16 protein-coding genes and 1 riboswitch are annotated in these 14,252 nt (G+C 46.1%); of the genes, 7 read left to right on the top strand and 9 right to left on the bottom strand.

Annotation, left to right across the window (positions count from 1 at the left end):
• The first annotated feature begins 71 nt into the window (after nt 1-71).
• The 4 genes from BLQ32_RS18085 (at nt 72) to BLQ32_RS18075 (ending at nt 3,436) form a co-directional block, all read left to right on the top strand.
• Nucleotides 72-1,304 (top strand): aminopeptidase, encoded by a 1,233-nt coding sequence (locus BLQ32_RS18085; protein WP_053166935.1) that lies wholly within the window; start codon nt 72-74, stop codon nt 1,302-1,304.
• A gap of 84 nt (nt 1,305-1,388) precedes the next feature.
• Nucleotides 1,389-1,529, top strand: a complete 141-nt coding sequence (locus BLQ32_RS19900) for a hypothetical protein (protein WP_175557149.1) — start codon at nt 1,389-1,391, stop codon at nt 1,527-1,529.
• 240 nt (nt 1,530-1,769) lie between these two features.
• The gene (gene mreBH / locus BLQ32_RS18080) at nt 1,770-2,777 is read left to right on the top strand and encodes a rod-share determining protein MreBH (protein WP_074511564.1); all 1,008 of its coding nucleotides are present in this window, start codon (nt 1,770-1,772) and stop codon (nt 2,775-2,777) included.
• A 92-nt stretch (nt 2,778-2,869) separates the two neighbouring features.
• Nucleotides 2,870-3,436: a beta-class carbonic anhydrase gene (locus BLQ32_RS18075; protein ID WP_074511563.1), complete on the top strand. Its 567-nt coding sequence runs from the start codon at nt 2,870-2,872 to the stop codon at nt 3,434-3,436.
• 91 nt (nt 3,437-3,527) lie between these two features.
• On the opposite strand, the gene BLQ32_RS18070 is transcribed toward BLQ32_RS18075, so the two are convergent.
• The 3 genes from BLQ32_RS18070 to BLQ32_RS18060 form a co-directional block, all read right to left on the bottom strand.
• Nucleotides 3,528-4,001 carry a DinB family protein gene (locus tag BLQ32_RS18070; protein WP_074511561.1) on the bottom strand — a complete coding sequence of 158 codons (474 nt, stop codon included), beginning with the start codon at nt 3,999-4,001 and terminating at the stop codon, nt 3,528-3,530.
• An 82-nt stretch (nt 4,002-4,083) separates the two neighbouring features.
• Nucleotides 4,084-4,632, bottom strand: a complete 549-nt coding sequence (locus tag BLQ32_RS18065) for a GNAT family N-acetyltransferase (RefSeq protein WP_074511560.1) — start codon at nt 4,630-4,632, stop codon at nt 4,084-4,086.
• Between the two features lie 4 nt (nt 4,633-4,636).
• On the bottom strand, nt 4,637-6,436 hold the full coding sequence (locus BLQ32_RS18060) for a M3 family oligoendopeptidase (RefSeq protein ID WP_074511559.1): 1,800 nt from the start codon (nt 6,434-6,436) through the stop codon (nt 4,637-4,639).
• A 217-nt stretch (nt 6,437-6,653) separates the two neighbouring features.
• On the opposite strand from BLQ32_RS18060, the gene BLQ32_RS18055 reads away from it, so the two are divergent.
• Complete coding sequence (locus BLQ32_RS18055; RefSeq protein WP_074511557.1) at nt 6,654-7,373, top strand: hypothetical protein; 720 nt, start codon at nt 6,654-6,656, stop codon at nt 7,371-7,373.
• A gap of 20 nt (nt 7,374-7,393) precedes the next feature.
• On the opposite strand, the gene map is transcribed toward BLQ32_RS18055, so the two are convergent.
• Both map and thiT read right to left on the bottom strand, forming a co-directional pair.
• Entirely contained in the window at nt 7,394-8,143 is a 750-nt protein-coding gene (gene map / locus BLQ32_RS18050) for a type I methionyl aminopeptidase (protein ID WP_074511556.1), read from the bottom strand.
• 133 nt (nt 8,144-8,276) lie between these two features.
• Complete coding sequence (thiT, locus tag BLQ32_RS18045; protein ID WP_074511554.1) at nt 8,277-8,852, bottom strand: energy-coupled thiamine transporter ThiT; 576 nt, start codon at nt 8,850-8,852, stop codon at nt 8,277-8,279.
• A 94-nt stretch (nt 8,853-8,946) separates the two neighbouring features.
• A riboswitch (TPP riboswitch) is annotated at nt 8,947-9,046 on the bottom strand.
• A gap of 145 nt (nt 9,047-9,191) precedes the next feature.
• Between thiT and BLQ32_RS18040 the strand changes: the two genes are divergently transcribed.
• Together BLQ32_RS18040 and BLQ32_RS19895 are read left to right on the top strand one after the other, a co-directional pair.
• Nucleotides 9,192-10,262: a M20 family metallopeptidase gene (locus BLQ32_RS18040; RefSeq protein ID WP_074511553.1), complete on the top strand. Its 1,071-nt coding sequence runs from the start codon at nt 9,192-9,194 to the stop codon at nt 10,260-10,262.
• 69 nt (nt 10,263-10,331) lie between these two features.
• Nucleotides 10,332-10,469 carry a hypothetical protein gene (locus BLQ32_RS19895; protein ID WP_175557148.1) on the top strand — a complete coding sequence of 46 codons (138 nt, stop codon included), beginning with the start codon at nt 10,332-10,334 and terminating at the stop codon, nt 10,467-10,469.
• Between the two features lie 35 nt (nt 10,470-10,504).
• Here BLQ32_RS19895 and BLQ32_RS18035 read toward each other — a convergent pair whose 3' ends face one another.
• From BLQ32_RS18035 to BLQ32_RS20070, 4 genes are all read right to left on the bottom strand, one after another.
• Entirely contained in the window at nt 10,505-11,422 is a 918-nt protein-coding gene (locus BLQ32_RS18035; protein WP_342342140.1) for an SGNH/GDSL hydrolase family protein, read from the bottom strand.
• A 3-nt stretch (nt 11,423-11,425) separates the two neighbouring features.
• On the bottom strand, nt 11,426-12,655 hold the full coding sequence (locus BLQ32_RS18030) for an aminopeptidase (protein WP_036805889.1): 1,230 nt from the start codon (nt 12,653-12,655) through the stop codon (nt 11,426-11,428).
• A complete protein-coding gene (locus tag BLQ32_RS18025) occupies nt 12,652-13,812 on the bottom strand; it encodes a DEAD/DEAH box helicase (protein WP_074511552.1) in 1,161 nt (386 codons plus the stop codon). The genes BLQ32_RS18030 and BLQ32_RS18025 overlap by 4 nt, the downstream gene beginning before the upstream one ends.
• Nucleotides 13,813-13,982: 170 nt before the next feature.
• Nucleotides 13,983-14,252, bottom strand: a 270-nt coding sequence (locus BLQ32_RS20070) for a group II intron maturase-specific domain-containing protein (protein WP_280513356.1), incomplete at its 5' end; no start/stop codon positions are given.

Below are 14,252 nucleotides of genomic sequence, written 5' to 3'. Positions count from 1 at the left end.
CTTTTAGGGCTAAACATTGCCACGACTGACTGAAAATTGCTAAAATAGGAAAGATGAGAGGAGAGATTTATTTGACAACTTTTGATGAAAAACTAGCCCGTTATGCGGAACTGGCTGTAAATGTAGGGGTCAATATTCAACCGGGGCAGCCGCTTTATATCAACGCGACATTGAATGCCGCACCTTTTGTACGCTTAATTGCAAAAAAAGCCTATGAAGCAGGTGCCAGACAAGTCCACGTGGACTGGAGCGATGATGAAATTACACGCACACGCTTTGAACTGGCTCCAGAAGATTCGTTTGGAGAGTTTCCTTCCTGGAAAGTACAGGAACGTGAATTGCTCGCTGACCAAGGGGCAGCGTTTATCAGCATCATGTCCCAAAGCCCTGACCTTTTAAAAGGCATCGATTCGAAACGGATTGCCGCTTCGCAAAAAGCAACAGGCACGGCACTCAGCAAATACCGCCAGTATGTGCAATCAGACAAAATCAGCTGGACCGTTCTCGCCGCCCCTTCCAAAGAATGGGCAGCCAAAGTCTTCCCGGAGCTTCCGGAAGATCAGCAAATGGACGCGTTATGGGACGCAATATTTAAAGCGGTACGCGCCGATATGGACAATCCGGTACAGGAATGGCTGGATCATGATAAAACTTTGCATACGAAAGTGGATTACTTGAACAATAAAAAATACGCTAAGCTGCATTACACTTCTCCAAAAACAGACTTGGAAGTCGCACTTCCAAAAGGCCACTTGTGGTGCGGTGCAGGATCTGTAAACGAGAAAGGCCATACATTCATGGCCAACATGCCGACGGAAGAAGTATTCACTGTGCCGGACAAAACAGGCGTCAACGGCTACGTATCCAGTACGAAACCGTTAAGTTACGGCGGCAATATCATCGATGATTTTAAAATCACGTTTGAAAACGGCAAAATCGTTGATGTTACGGCAGCTGAAGGCGAAGAAGTATTAAAAGAACTTGTAGCTACCGATGAGGGGTCCCATTACCTGGGGGAAGTGGCGCTCGTGCCGCATGAATCACCGATTTCAGCTTCGAACATTTTATTCTACAACACGCTTTTCGATGAAAATGCTTCGAACCATTTCGCGATTGGCAGTGCGTATGCTTTCTGCATCGAAGGCGGCAAAACAATGTCGAAAGAAGAATTGGCTGAACATGGCCTAAACCAAAGCATTACCCACGTCGACTTTATGGTCGGTTCGGGCGAAATGGATATTGACGGAATCCTGGAAGACGGCACTCGTGAACCGATTTTCAGAGCTGGCAACTGGGCTTTTTAAGTATCATTATTTTGACACTTAATTTATCATGGGCTATCATGTATACTTAAAGTGATAATTACAGACACGAGAGGAGTTATCATTATGTTAGAAGGCGTTACAATCGTTATGGGCTTCATGGTAGTTATTTTCTTGTTCTTCTTTACACTCTTGCATTTTCTGGGTAAAGAGCTTCATGCACACGATGCGGAGCATGTCGATCCACTACCGAAAAAAAGATATTAAAAAAAAACCGTTCTCGGCTTGAGAACGGTTTTTTGATGGGCAAATTCAGCACTCGCTTCTGCAGCAGGAAATCTACTTTCTGTTAAAATCGCCGAACTCACGACTATATACCCTCTAATCCGATATTTTCAATAGATTTCACCTTTCAAATGTCTCATTTTCTGCTTTCCTTCTTTTTACATTAATTTTTCATGGTAAAATGTAAGATGGTAGTTGTTTATAATTAGGAGGAGTTTAGGCATGTTTTCTTCAACGGATATTGGAATTGATTTAGGAACTGCAAACATTTTAGTTTACACAAAATCAAAAGGCATTATTTTAAACGAACCTTCAGTGGTCGCATTGGATACAAAATCAAATAAAGTGATTGCGTTCGGCGAAGATGCCAAAGCTATGATTGGCAAAACCCCTGACTCAATTCGAGTGGTCCGTCCCTTGAAAGAAGGCGTGATTGCAGACTTTGACGTGACCATTGAATTGTTGAAACTGGTCATGCAAAAAGCAGCCAAACAAATTGGCGGTTCTTTCCGCAAACCGAATGTCATGATTTGCACGCCTTGCGGTGCCACTTCTGTTGAACGGCGAGCCATCGTGGACGCAGTGAAACACAGCGGCGCAAAAAGCGTACACTTAATCGAAGAGCCAGTGGCAGCTGCAATTGGCGCAGATCTACCGGTCAGCGAACCGATTGCCAGCGTCATCGTGGACATCGGCGGCGGCACCACTGAAGTCGGCATCATTTCCTTTGGCGGCGTTGTTTCAGCCAATACGGTAAGAGTTGCGGGAGACCGCATGGATGAAGACATCATCCAATACGTCCGCAAAAAATACAATGTGCTGATTGGTGAACCTACTGCTGAAAACATCAAAAAACAAATCGGCTATGCCTTGATTCCCCACGAAGAGGAAACCATGGAAGTCCGCGGCCGCGATATCATGACCGGATTGCCGAAAGTGGTGAATTTGACCTCAACGGAAATCCAGGAAGCTTTAAAAGAATCGCTTCTGGCCATTCTCGAATGCATCCGCGCTACGCTGGAAAACTGCCCGGCTGAATTGTCCGGCGACATTGTAGACCAAGGCGTCATCATTTCAGGAGGCGGCGCTTTGCTGAAAGGACTGCAGCAATGGCTTTCTGAAGAAATTTCGGTACCAGTACATATTGCACCGCAGCCGCTTGAGTCTGTTGCAATCGGCACTGGAAAATCGCTGGTTATGCTCAACAAGCTGGACAAAATTGCCCGATAAACCAAACGGTCCGGAAGCATTGTGCTTACGGGCTGTTTTTTTCTGCAAAAAGGATTAAAATATAAATAGGCTTTCTAAAGGAGGAACCGAATATGTCCATGTTGGAAGATATTTTGGAGTACAACGAACAATTTGTTGAGAACAAAGAGTATGAGCAATACATTACCACTAAATTCCCCGACAAGAAAATCGTTATCCTTACTTGTATGGATACCCGGCTGTTTGAAATGCTGCCAAAAGCCATGAACCTGAAAAATGGCGATGTAAAAATCGTAAAAAGCGCCGGTGCTGTCATCAATCACCCATTCGGCGGAATCATGCGCAGCCTATTTGTTGCTGTCTATGAATTGAAAGCAGAAGAAATCTACATAATCGGCCATCATGATTGCGGCATGTCTGCGATTGATCCGACTTCCGTTCTGGAAAAAATGAAAGCGCGCGGAATTGATGAAAAAACCATCGAGCAATTGAAATATTCCGGCGTGAACATCGAGGACTGGCTGCGCGGCTTTGATGATGTCAACGAAAGCGTACGCCACAGTGTAAATATGGTGAAAAACCATCCCTTAATGGACCGCACTGTACCGGTTCACGGACTGGTTATCGACCCTACTACGGGCAAACTGGATATTGTCGTTAACGGAAACGAAAACCGCTGAGAGATTCTCAGCGGTTTTTTTTTGCGTAATTTAGTTCCATTCATAATGATCCTGCATAAGATAATCTAAGCCTCGCTCCGGTTCTTCGCCACTATTTTCTGAAATATAGATAATCAAGTGCAATTCCCTCTTTGCCAAATTGGCGCAGGAACGAAGTAACTTGCCCTCTGTGGTAAGTGCCATGATTGATGACCGTGAAAAGCATTTCTTCTCGCGAGTTCTCAAATTCATCCCCGCGCATATTTTTAAACTTCAGCTTCTCCTGCCATTGCTCTTCCGTCAGTGCAGACATGTACAATTCCATTTCTGCGTGCAGCAGCATAAACGCTTTGATGGCCTTTTCTGGCGTTTCGACATCGAAGTATTCGAATGCCGGATCCTCGGTTGCGGCCATCCGCATCAGCCACAGTTTTTCGACGCCGATGACATGTTCCATCGTTTTTTCGATGGAAGCGAAAGAATTCTGCCCTTCTCTCCGGTAAAGTTCCTCGCCCAGCGATTGGACGTGCCGAAGGCATTCCAGAGTGGCCCATTGATGATAGGAAAACAATCTGTTTCTATCCATCTTGCAATCTCCTCCTCCGCCTTTATTCTGAAAACCATCTGGCAAGTGCGTTCCACCATTTTTTATAGGCGGCCTTGCCCTTTCAAAATTCACTTTCCAAAATGGCGTATTGGAAATGATCTTCCCATACTCCGTTAATATAGAGAAACTGGCGCAACAGCCCCTCTTTTTGATATTTCGATTTTTCGAGCACGCGAATCGAACCTGTATTTCTCGGAGACACGTATGCTTCAATCCGGTGCAGCCGGAGCTGTTCAAAGCCGAATGCTGTCACAAGCCCTACCGCTTCCGTCGCAATCCCTTTTCCGATGCAGGCTTCATCAATGGAATAGCCAACCAGTGCGCTAAGAAAGGGAAGCCGCTTAATGCCATAGATGGAAATATGCCCAATCATGTTATTGGACTCGTGCTCAAAAATCCCAAAGCTGTACTCGCGGTTTTCTCTCGCCTGATAGATTGATTCCCTTATCTTTTCACGCTGAACCATGGCTGTGAAATAACTATCTTGATGGCGGGGCTCATAGATCGCCCAATAATCCCGATTGCGCGACAGCAATTGCACCATCTCTTCCGCATCATCCACTGTTAAATTCCGAATATAACATGTACGCCCTTCGAATAGTAAATTCATGGCATCATCCCACTGAGGAAACTAGCGCATTGAAATCTTCAGCATCTTTCACACAAAGCGCAATTCCTTTTTCCCAGAACGCCTGTTGTGTGATGTCTTCACCCAAATGCTTCATCGCCAGGTCTTCAGCTGTCATAATGGCCGTATCGCGCAGAAGGGCCATATATTTTTCTTCGAATTGGCTGCCTTCTTCCAAAGCCTTAGCATAAATGCTCAGGGAGAATAAATAACCGAACGTATACGGGAAATTGTAAAACGGAACATCGGTGATATAAAAATGCAATTTGGATGCCCAGAAATGCGGATGGGTTGATTTTAATCCCCCTGCAAATCCTTCTTGCTGCGCTTCTTCCATCAATTCGTTTAAGCGTTCAGCCGATACTACCCCGTTTTTGCGCTCTTCATAAAAACGTGTTTCAAACAGGAAGCGGGAATGGATATTCATGAAAAAAGCGACGCTGCGCTGCAATTTGTCTTCAAGAAGCGCCAACTTCTCTTCTTTTGACTGCGCATTTTTAACGGCCGCATCTGCGACGATCATTTCTGCAAAAGTTGAAGCCGTTTCTGCAACATTCATCGCATACGAGCGGTTTAATGGATGAACCGGCTGCATGGCATGGCTGTGGAAAGCATGGCCCAGTTCATGCGCCAATGTGGCAACGTTTGACATTGAGCCGCTGTAAGTCATGAAAATCCTTGATTCTTCGGTCATCGGCAAACTCGTACAGAATCCGCCTGGGCGTTTATTCGGCCGGTCTTCCGCTTCAATCCAGCCTTTTTCAAACGCTTGCACTGCAAATTTTTGCAGTTCCGGGCCGAACTTCCCGAAATGCTCAAGGATGAATTCCGCTCCTTCCTGATATGCAAATTGTTGCGTGCTTTCCGTTACCGGTGCGTCCACATCAAACCAGTCCAGTCCGTCTTTCCCAAGCATCTCGCCTTTTTTATTCAAGTAATCGACAAAAGGCTGTTTGTTTTTGCTGATGGCTCCCCACATCGCATCCAAGGTTTCCTGCTTCATGCGGTTCATATGAAGCGGTTCTTGAAGAACGCTGTCCCAGCCGCGTTTTTTATAGACTTCCAATCGGAAGCCCCCAATCGAATTTAGCGTCTTGGCAAAAAACTCTTCTTTGACCGTCCATGCCGCTTCCATTTTTTCATACGATTGTTGGCGGATTGCCGCATCCGGATCGGAGCTTAAGTTATTGGCCTGGCCGACAGAAAGAATTTTTTCTTCTCCGCCGATGTTCATCTTGATTTTGATATCGCCCACCAGCATGTCATACAATTGACTCCACCCATGGTAGCCATCGGTACTAAGCGAAGTAATGATGTTTTCTTCTTTTTCGGAAAGGAGCATATTTGCTTCTTCTCGCCATTCATTCAACACAAAACTGAATTCTTTTAAGGATTCCGAGTCTAAAAGTGCCTTCCACACATTTTCTTCCGTTTTGGCCAGTTGCTGCTGGATCGCCTGAAGAGCCGTCTGAAAACGGGCATTTAATACAGCGTCTTCGCTTTGCAGAATCGCTGCTTTTTTGTCTTCAGTATTTTGAGCCTGGAGGCACCCGATAAATGAGCCTGCCTGGTTCAATTGCTGCATGATCCCTTTGACTGTCTCGAGCATCGTTACAATGGCTGCCTCGTCTTTCTCTGATGCCGGCACTTCAAAGTTTTCAGCCAGTTGTTCAAGTTCCGCTAAATCAGAGTTTGTTTTTTCAATATGTAAACGCAATTCTTTTGAGTTGCTTCCCCCTGGAAAAAGAACTTCCAAATCCCATACTTCCGGAAATTTCACTGTCATTGTGTTACCCCCTGGTAAACTAAATTTTCTAAAAACACTTACTAGTATAGCATTATTATTCGGCAGGCGGAACAATTGAAGCAATCCCTCCTCTCCAATATTTTTTTAAAAAGTGTCGGCTTCTTCACAAACTCCCTTTTATTTCAATTTTTTTTGGAATTGCAGTTTGTTGTCACCTACAAGGACAGTTATACTTAAAAAAGAGGAGGGATCTCTTATGTTTAGGATACTGTTGATGACTATTGCTTTTATAGCCATCATTGTAGTAAACGCTTTGGCCAATATCCTGCCAATTAACGGACAGACAACTGGAGAAATTTCCAATCGTCTCCCGGTCATGTTTACGCCCGCTGGTTATGTATTTTCAATCTGGTCAGTTATTTACATCTTGCTGGCTATATGGATTATCGGTTTTTGGGTCCGTCTGAAAAAAGGACAAATTCCCCCATTAAAAATCACTGCATTTTTTGTATTAAGCGCATTGTTTAATATAAGTTGGCTGCTTCTTTGGCATTACGAATTCTTCGGCTGGTCAATCGCAGCGATGATCGGGTATTTGCTGGCGTTGATTGGGCTTTATCTTCAATATAGCAATGAAGAACGCGGTCTTTTTGAACGTTTACCTGCAGCAGTCAATATGGGATGGATTAGCGTCGCTACAATTGCCAATATCAGTTTTGTCCTTACCTACTATAACTGGAGCGGCTGGGGGCTGAGCGATCAGCTATGGACGGTCATCATGCTGACTGTCGCAACTGCACTTGCACTTCATATTCGATTCCATCATTCCGACATCCCTTATTCTCTTGTATTCATCTGGGCATTTATCGGCATCGCAGTTAAGCATCAAATGGATGAATTGCTCGTCACGACAGCGTCCTTGTTTTTAGCAGGTGTTATATTAACCGGAATATTGCTCATCAAAAAAAGACCCTAAGAAGGGTCTTTTTTTGTGCCTTAATCTATTTTCGTCAATAATACCGGTTCGCCTTTTGTGACCAGTACCGTGTGTTCAATTTGCGCAACCAGTGACTGATCCGGTGTGATGAATGTCCAGCCGTCTCCTGATTCCACAATATGTTCGGATTTCTGGGAAATAAACGGTTCTACTGCCAGAACCATTCCTTCTTTCAAAATTGTTGTTTCCCACGCATCGTAATAATTCAAAATATGTTGAGGGGCTTCGTGAAGAGATTTTCCGATTCCGTGGCCCGTCAAGTTTTTGATAACAAACAATCCTTGCTGTTTCGCTTCGCGCTCAACTGCTTTGCCAATCTGGTTTAACTTCGCGCCAGCTTTGACTTTTGTCATCGCACGCTCAAACGATGAAGCTGCAACTTCGCAAAGTTTTTCTTTTTCCGGATAGCCGTCGCCGACAACAAACGAAATGCCGGTATCTGCAAAATATCCTTCGTACGATCCGGATACATCAATGTTGACCATATCGCCTTCATTTATTATCCGTTTCCCTGGCATGCCATGGGCAACTTCTTCATTTACGCTGATGCATGTATACCCTGGGAAATCGTATTCTGATTTTGGTCCGGACACGCCGCCCATTTCCTTGAACATGCGTCCGCCAATCTCATCAAGTTCTTTCGTCGTAACACCGGGCTTCGTAGCGGCTTTCATGGCGTCACGGATTTCAGCGACCATGCGGCCGGCTTTTTTTAACATTTCAATATCTTTTTCTGTAGTGGCAATCATTTAGTACCCTTCTTTCAACTTGTCTACTCAAAATTATATCATAAGAAAAGCGCAGATGCCCGTAAAGCACCGTCATTTGCTTGAATCTCAGCATAAGAAAAAGAGGATTATCCGCTAGATAATCCTCTTAAACTTACGCTTTTGTATCCACCAGTTTTGGTGCCGCTGCGAAGAGTGTGGAACACACAACTGCGGCGACCAAAAAGACCGGAATCATATAAGTGGCATTGTAAACTGCCGAATAGATCAATACATTGCCTTCTGCAAACATGCCGAAAAATAGAATGCCGGTAATGACATGCGTAATATAGCGCAATGCAGAACCGATAAACAGCCCGATCACTACTGCCATGATCATACCTCCGGTTCGATGTTCGCGGGAAGCTTGCAAGTATCTTCCGCGCATCAAGCCGGAAAGGCCGACTAAGCCGTACGCCACGAGGTAATCCAACAATACCTGCAATACGACAAAACCAAACGACAGCGGCGTCACCGAAATGACGCCGGTCACGATTTGGAGCAGGCCGACCAGCAGACCGGTTAACACACCTGCTAACACGCCTCTGCGAAACGCCATCAAGACAATCGGAATCATCACCAGACTCACTGAACCGCCTTGCGGCATTTTGAATGCCACAAAATCCAGTACGTATCCCAATGCTCCGAAAATGGCAATTTCCATCATCAGTAAAACTCGTAAATTTCTCATGACTTCCTCCTTGTGTTGTGCACATCACCAGAAGGGCCGCAGAAAAAAACCATATAAAAGCGGCGCTAGGACAGAGCCTGGCGCCGCGTTAAGGACCGGTTTCTATCCACATCCCTGCGCAAGCATTAACTTACAGGTTCAAAGGGTAAGAACAATATGTTCACTCTCAGCAAATAGCTCCCCTTGTGGTGTATACAATTATTTCGTTATCACCTGTATTGTACACAACTCCCTGCCCGAAAGCAATTCCGTTTCAAACTGATCTATTAGGGTACTCTTTTAGCATGAGGAAAAATAGAAAGGTGGTGTTGGCAGCGGAACTTCAGCTGCCATAAATAAATGATAGAATTGCTCAAGGATTTGATTAAAATTGAAAGTGATACAAAAGAAGGCGCGAACAAGGCGCTTCTTTTTTGCGCCGACTGGCTTAAGCGACAGGGGCAGGAAGTAACGGTCCATGACAACGAAGGTTATTTAATGCTGACGGCAATCAAAGGGCAAGGAACCGAAACCATCGTTTGGAACGGGCATGTCGACGTTGTCCCGGGACACGCCGAACAATTTGTTCCAATGGAAGAAAACGGACGCTTATATGGACGAGGGGCTGCGGATATGAAAGCCGGCGTCGCTGCCATGATGCAGGCTTTCGTCGACCTGGATGCTGAAAAATTGCCGCGCATTGTGCAATTGCATATTGTCACCGATGAAGAAATCGGCGGCCGCCATACGTCTAAATGGCTTGTTGAACAAGGCTTCCATGGCGATTTTGTCATCTGCGGCGAACCGACGGGACTGAAGGTCGGCCTGCAGTCAAAAGGCATCTTGCGCATGGATTTGACGTTTAAAGGAAAACCCGCCCATGGCAGCCGGCCTTGGGAAGGCATCAATGCGATTGAGTCTGCTATGAAATACCATATGGCGATTGCTGAGCTGCCGTTCCGGAAAGAGTCCAGTGAGTATTACGAACAAACTTCCGTTAACTTGCCGATCATCAATGCCGGCGACCGCTATAATGTTGTTCCGGAAATTTGCCATATGTCTTATGATATCCGGTTCATGCCAGGGCAGGACAAAGAGGAAATCGTCCGGCAAATGGCGGAGCTCGCAGAAACCTTGAATCTGGACATGGAATACAAAGCAAGCGGATCTACACCGGCCCTGACTACTTCAGAAGAAAACCCGTACATCCAAACGCTGAAGAAGTCCATCCAACAGACAACGAGCCAAGAGGCTGTACTGTTTGGCCAGCACGGAGCCGCTGATACCCGTTATTATGCAACCGTGAATGGCGGTGAAGGAGCCATCGAATTTGGACCTTCGGGAGATGATTGGCACGGGAATGCTGAATACGTACTGCTTTCAAGCGTCCATGACTACCGGAAAATCCTTGTTTCATTGGCCCTTTCATAAAGTGCATGTTTAGAAAAGAAACGATGAGGGAAATTAGTCTATACCTCATTTATGATAGGAGAGATAACTATGGGAATAGGTCGAATTGTAAAAACCGCTATTAAAATTGCACCAGTTGCTTATCCAATTATCCGCAAAGTCATGCAAAGCAAAAAAGCTGGCGATACGAGCAAGTACAAAACAACTCCAACAAAACGCAAGAGATAAAAAACCGCTCCGGGTTCTGCCCGAAGCGGTATTTATTATGCATATGGAATGGCTTCACGCAACGCCAAATAATGATCGTCCAGCTGGCTGTGGGGAGTTGCTGAAGAAACGTCGTTTTGGCCGTCTGCTTCCGCATCTCCATTTTGCTCCTGCTCTTGAATGATTTCTTCAAACGTTTTTGGGTCAGCGGCCGGCAATTCCTGGTCTTCCACTTCCCAGCCTGGCTGATAGGCATCCAGAAAAGCATTGGCCATCGCCTGATACCCCTTTACATTCGGATGCACATCTCCCGGATTCGGAATTTTATCGACTGCGTTGTCTCCAAATGCCTCGCCCACAGAAACGAACTTCACATCCGCCTTTTCAGCTGATTGCTCCAAAATTGCATTCAACTGGTCAAGCTGGAGTGCGGTGCCTTCTTTTTGCGAATCCCGCACATGGGGATAGGCAAAATAATAGCCCATTACATAAATATCTGCCTGCGGCGCCGTTTTTTTCAATTCGGCCAAAATCATTTCCGTGTTTATGCGTGCTTTATTCAACGCAAAATCTGCTTGGATTTGCTGAAACACCAATGTCCCCTGCGCGGGGTTTGACTGGACCAGCCGCAGCAGATCATTCGCTCCGGCAGACAGGGTAATAATATTTGCAGCGCTTAAAACTTCCTTCGCCTCCGGTGACTGAATTCGTTCTAAGACGTCTTCAGTCGTAAATCCGGGAAAAGCCAGATTTTTTGAATAAAACGCTACCGGCTGATGGCTTGCTAATTCCTGTGCGATCAAATCCGAATAGCCTGTATCAATTTGAGAATTCGGCGTCTGGCCAGCAGCGAGCGAATCCCCTACCGCGATATAAACCGCAGGCGTTTTCACTTCTGCCTGAACCGACATCGTGCCGCCGAACAACACGACGAATGCCAATACCGCGACCAAATACTTCTTCAAATTGCTCACCTCTTAGAATGCCCAGTTTCCTTCGCGGAAAATCGGCTCTTTTGTGCCATCGCTCCGGATTCCGTCAATGTTCATGCCGGCGCTGCCAATCATGAAATCTTCGTGGACGATGGATGTATTCAGGCCAATCGACTCCAGTTGAGTCCGTTCCAAATCGCGTGCGCCTTCGCAGCAAGTCGGGTAGGAATCGCCGATTGCCAAGTGATTCGATGCATTTTCATCAAAAAGCGTATTGAAAAACAAAATGTTCGAATCAGAAATCGGCGACTGGTGCGGCACCAAAGCCACTTCTCCAAGGTACGCAGCGCCTTCATCCGTTCCAATCATTTCAGCAAGCAATTCTTGTCCGACTGCTGCCTGCGCTTTGACAATTTTTCCTTTTTCAAACGTCAACGTGAAATCATCGATAATATTCCCTTGATAAACGAGTGGTTTCGTATTGCGTACAACGCCTTCAACGCCATACTTCAATGGAACCGTATAAACTTCTTCAGTCGGCATATTGGCGATGAACGGATTTCCTTGCGGCGTCTTTGCCGCACCGGACATCCAGATATGCTTTTCAGGCAATGCAATCGTCAAATCTGTTCCAGGGGCTGTGTAGTGCAGCTTGTCAAACCGTCTGTCATTTAAGAGACCGGCCCGTTTTTCCAAAGTGGCGATATGCTCCTGCCACTTTTTCACCGCATCTCCTTCGCCAATGCGCACCGTTTTGAAAATCGCTTCCCATAGTGCATCCATCTGCTTGCCGCTTTCCAAATCCGGGAACACTTTCTGCGCCCATTTTTGAGATGGAATGGCCACAATCGACCAAGCCACTTTATCCGATCCAACTGCCTGCCGGTACCGTTCCAAAGCTTTTCCGGAAGCTTTCTGGGAGTCCGACAATCTTTTCGCTGGAATGCCGGTCAATAAGTCCGGATCTTCCGCATCAATCCATAAGAAAGAACCGCCGGTATCAATAATTTCATCGCGCTGGACAACAGACCATTGCGGATATTCCTGGAAAGCTTCGTCTGGCGCCATTTCAAAATGCGTGCGCGTCTGTACTGGGTCCGTGTAGTTCACGTAAACGCGCTTTGCGCCTGCTTCGTATGCTTTTTTAACCACCAAACGGGTAAATTCAATCGTATCGACCGTGGTATTGACCATAATGGTTTGGCCTTTTTGAACATTCAATCCGACGTATACGGTCAAATCTGCGTATTGTTCCAACTTTTCCTGGAAAGTCATCGTCTGTTCCCCTTTTCAGCAATGGTTTTGCTGTTTCCTTCAATCAACTGGCCGCCGTGCAGAACTTTCTGGACCGGTTTTGAAGGGAGCTCTTTAGTGAATTTCTTATAATGGCGCTCATCTTGGTAAGCCAGAAGCGTCAGAACTTCTCCGTCCGCTCCTGCTCTGCCGGTACGTCCCGAACGGTGCAAATACTGCTCAACGGTCTGAGGCACATCGACATGGATAACATGTGTCACCGCATCGATATCAAGGCCGCGTGCTGCCACTTCCGTCGCAATCAGCACTGACACTTCCCCTTTGCGGAAAGAATCCAGTGCTTTTTTCCGCTCTTCTTTTTTCATTTCAGAATGCAGCGCAACAATCTTTGCATCACGGAATTTCAATTTTTCTTCTTTCATCAGCAGCTGATCGAGGTTATTGACGAAAGCCAATGCCTTCATCCCGTCAATATGTGAAATTCTGCGAAGCAAATCGGTTTTGTCCCGCTCTTCCACTTTAATGAATGAATGCGTCACTTTGCCGAGCATCGGCAAGTCTTCTGCTGTTACCTGGATGCGGGTCGGGTGCTGCATCAAACGCTCAGCCACCAGTTCCACTTCCTCCGTAATCGTCGCTGATACTAAAACAAGCTGGCGTTCATTCTGCGTTTTTTCAATCAAATCTTTCATGACGCCGCGATGTTCACGGGCCATCAACTGGTCGCCTTCATCCAGCACAAGTATGCGGATTTCGTGCATTTTCAGTTTTTTGCTTTTGACCAGTTCGTTCAAACGGCCTGGCGTTCCCACCACAATTGTCGGCTTCTTCTTCAGTTTTTCCAGCTGGCGCTGCACGTTCGCTCCGCCAATCAACTGCGCCACTGTTACGTCCGTGCCTTCCGTCCATTCGCGCAGCACGTTGACGATCTGCATCGACAATTCCTGGGACGGTGCAATGATCATCGCCTGAATGGATTTTTTAGCCGGGTTGACGCGTTCAAGAATCGGCAGTACATAAGCCAAGGTTTTCCCGGAACCCGTTGGGGACTCAGCAACGATGTCGTTGCCGGCCAGCATTTCCGGAATCATTTGTTCCTGGATCGGCATAGCCGCTTCAAATCCTGCTTTTTCCCATTTTTCTTGCCAAATCGGATTTAGTTCTTCTATAAATTTCATGTCGTATTCCACCTTTTTTTCGATGCTAATAGTGTACCATAATTGATGCTGCATCGCGATAAACGCAGATGGTGCAACCCTTATTCACATTGAATAATCGAGTAGGAGGGAGTGATTAACTCCCGACCTCTCACACCACCGTACGTACCGTTCGGTATACGGCGGTTCAATTAAGATGGATGACGCAAAGTTTCATAACGTGCGACCAGACTTTTGAGTCCTTGGGAACTCCAGTAGGAGTTTCCGAGGGCTCTGTGCAATACGGGACTTTTTGAAATTCGCCAGTAGCTCTTTCGCGAGTTGCCCCATTCATAAGCCTTCCCTTTCGGGATACTCAACCCGATGAGTTTTCTCACTTTCGTACTCGGCTTCTTCCAATCTTTCCATATGCACATGCGGAGCCTTCTTCGAATCCACGATTCGAGGTCTTTGAATACGCT

This window comes from Planococcus glaciei, from assembly GCF_900099655.1.
Classification (GTDB): domain Bacteria; phylum Bacillota; class Bacilli; order Bacillales_A; family Planococcaceae; genus Planococcus; species Planococcus glaciei.
This window is presented reverse-complemented; position numbering and strand designations above follow the sequence as displayed.

Coding starts and splice junctions, on each gene's coding strand:
- BLQ32_RS18030 (WP_036805889.1), bottom strand. CDS start 12,655: ATGACTTTCCAGGAAAAGTTGGAACAATACGCAGATTTGACCGTATAC.
- BLQ32_RS19900 (WP_175557149.1), top strand. CDS start 1,389: ATGTTAGAAGGCGTTACAATCGTTATGGGCTTCATGGTAGTTATTTTC.
- BLQ32_RS19895 (WP_175557148.1), top strand. CDS start 10,332: ATGGGAATAGGTCGAATTGTAAAAACCGCTATTAAAATTGCACCAGTT.
- map (WP_074511556.1), bottom strand. CDS start 8,143: ATGATTGCCACTACAGAAAAAGATATTGAAATGTTAAAAAAAGCCGGC.
- BLQ32_RS18025 (WP_074511552.1), bottom strand. CDS start 13,812: ATGAAATTTATAGAAGAACTAAATCCGATTTGGCAAGAAAAATGGGAA.
- mreBH (WP_074511564.1), top strand. CDS start 1,770: ATGTTTTCTTCAACGGATATTGGAATTGATTTAGGAACTGCAAACATT.
- BLQ32_RS18075 (WP_074511563.1), top strand. CDS start 2,870: ATGTCCATGTTGGAAGATATTTTGGAGTACAACGAACAATTTGTTGAG.
- BLQ32_RS18055 (WP_074511557.1), top strand. CDS start 6,654: ATGTTTAGGATACTGTTGATGACTATTGCTTTTATAGCCATCATTGTA.
- BLQ32_RS18070 (WP_074511561.1), bottom strand. CDS start 4,001: ATGGATAGAAACAGATTGTTTTCCTATCATCAATGGGCCACTCTGGAA.
- thiT (WP_074511554.1), bottom strand. CDS start 8,852: ATGAGAAATTTACGAGTTTTACTGATGATGGAAATTGCCATTTTCGGA.
- BLQ32_RS18060 (WP_074511559.1), bottom strand. CDS start 6,436: ATGACAGTGAAATTTCCGGAAGTATGGGATTTGGAAGTTCTTTTTCCA.
- BLQ32_RS18065 (WP_074511560.1), bottom strand. CDS start 4,632: ATGAATTTACTATTCGAAGGGCGTACATGTTATATTCGGAATTTAACA.
- BLQ32_RS18040 (WP_074511553.1), top strand. CDS start 9,192: ATGATAGAATTGCTCAAGGATTTGATTAAAATTGAAAGTGATACAAAA.